The sequence below is a fragment of the Enterococcus sp. C76 genome, assembly GCF_040886985.1.
Lineage (GTDB): Bacteria > Bacillota > Bacilli > Lactobacillales > Enterococcaceae > Enterococcus_B > Enterococcus_B lactis.
In genome coordinates this window covers 1-305 of the sequence record NZ_JBFOEY010000071.1, presented here as the reverse complement: position 1 = coordinate 305, position 305 = coordinate 1, and the positions used below count along the sequence as shown (strand labels likewise).

The following is a 305-nucleotide window of genomic DNA, read 5'->3' as shown; positions in this document are numbered from 1 at the left end:
TTTTTGGAGGACAGAGATGAATAAAAGGCAACGAAAGAAAAAAACGACTGAACCTGTATATATTTTTCATGGCAATAATGTTGTTTCACCAAACATGTGGAAAAACGGAAACTACAGAACCAGACTTTTATATAAGTTAGCAGTGAAATATGGGCTGTTAGAACAATCAAGAGAATATAAGCTTTAGGAGGAACAGTGATGAATAAACAGGAATTGATTAATGAACTAAAGAGAATTTCACTAGAAAAACAGCATAAAGCCCTGACGCATCCAGAAAGCAAAAATTACTATGAGGGCATGGTGAT

General features: G+C 34.4%; 1 protein-coding gene. It reads left to right on the top strand.

The annotated features are described in order from the left end of the window. Nucleotides 1-16 precede the first annotated feature (16 nt). Nucleotides 17-187: a hypothetical protein gene (locus AB3I00_RS14795; RefSeq protein ID WP_368025640.1), complete on the top strand. Its 171-nt coding sequence runs from the start codon at nt 17-19 to the stop codon at nt 185-187. The last annotated feature ends 118 nt before the right edge of the window (nt 188-305 follow it).

Bases quoted from the DNA above. Each gene is read 5' to 3' on its own strand.
- AB3I00_RS14795 (WP_368025640.1), top strand. From the start codon at position 17: ATGAATAAAAGGCAACGAAAGAAAAAAACGACTGAACCTGTATATATT.